The organism is Rothia sp. (in: high G+C Gram-positive bacteria), from assembly GCF_030540545.1.
In the GTDB taxonomy this organism is placed as follows: Bacteria; Actinomycetota; Actinomycetes; order Actinomycetales; family Micrococcaceae; genus Rothia.
Genome location: NZ_JAUNVZ010000069.1, coordinates 1 through 1,220 on the forward strand (window position 1 = coordinate 1; position 1,220 = coordinate 1,220).

Sequence of the window (1,220 nt, forward strand, 5' to 3'; positions counted from 1 at the left end):
GGTGATGTGATGTTCGCTTCCAGTCTAGACCTATTAGAGAAGATTTGTGTAACGTAATAGGTGTCTAAGGCGGCATGCGAGCTCTCTAAGGGTTACCTTAGCAGAAATTTTGGTAGGGGTATTGCCAAAACCAAGTTTTAGTGACAATATGTCATTAGCAAAACTTGATGACACAGTGTCAGTAAAAAATTTGGCGCCGCAAACCCTCAAACTCAACTAAGGAACCCGCTATGACTACTACCTGCGCACCTGAAACAACCAACGAACGTTTCTCTGCCCGCCTCAAAGCGGGCACCAAAAATGTGCACGACAATGCCGAGCACTCCACCTTCATGGAAGACCTCATGGGAGGTAAACTCGATACCGCCGCCTACCTGCGCCTGATCAACCAGTACACCTACATTTACGAGGCTCTGGAAGCGATCTCCGCAAACCTGCGTGAGGCAGGCAACCCCATCACCGACCCCTTCACCATTGAAGGGCTCGACCGCGCCGCGAGCATCCGCAACGACATCCGTGCACTAGGGCAGCAGGATATTGACGCGCCGCTGCCGGCAACTATCGAATATGTGGAACGAATTAACGCCACCGCCAACGTTCCTGAACGCTTCCTAGCGCACCACTACCTGCGCTACTTGGGGGACCTGTCGGGTGGTCAGGCAATCGCTGCACTGGTGGCGCGCCACTACGGCATTCCCGCCGAGGCGCTGAGCATGTACCGGTTCACTGAACTGCCCAAGCCCAAAATTTTCAAAGATGGTTACCGGGAACTGCTCGATAACGCGCCCCTGACCGAAGAGCAGCGGCAGGCCCTCATTGACGAAACCGTCGAAGGCTTCCGCATTAATGCATCACTCTTTGCGCAGCTGGGCCGCCTGTCCTAGCGGCAGCTAATAAAACAGCCTCCGCTGAGCCCATAAAATACCCGCCCTTCACGGGGCAGTTCGGGCTCGTGCGGCACCGCCGGTAGTGCGCTAGTTCGCGGGCGCACCACCGGCGTATTTCATACCTGCAGTGCTCCATCTTCTGCTCCACACCATTGCCTAGCCCACCGGCGGATAGGTTATTAAAAACACGTCAGAATTACGGTTCCCCGCCGAAATATGACATAAAGACATGCTGCACATTGAAGGCTTGAGAACCGTCCAAAAGATGGGGTGTCGTGGTGTATAAAGTCAGCGCGGCTATAGCAGGGACCTGCGCCGGTTCTTCAAAACTTT

The 1,220-nt window shown here is 54.3% G+C and carries 1 protein-coding gene; it reads left to right on the forward strand.

The window, feature by feature from the left end; genetic code table 11:
* Positions 1-230: 230 nt before the first annotated feature.
* A complete protein-coding gene (locus tag Q4P78_RS08980) occupies positions 231-884 on the forward strand; it encodes a heme oxygenase (biliverdin-producing) (RefSeq protein WP_023133632.1) in 654 nt (217 codons plus the stop codon).
* The last annotated feature ends 336 nt before the right edge of the window (positions 885-1,220 follow it).

Coding starts and splice junctions, on each gene's coding strand:
- Q4P78_RS08980 (WP_023133632.1), top strand. CDS start 231: ATGACTACTACCTGCGCACCTGAAACAACCAACGAACGTTTCTCTGCC.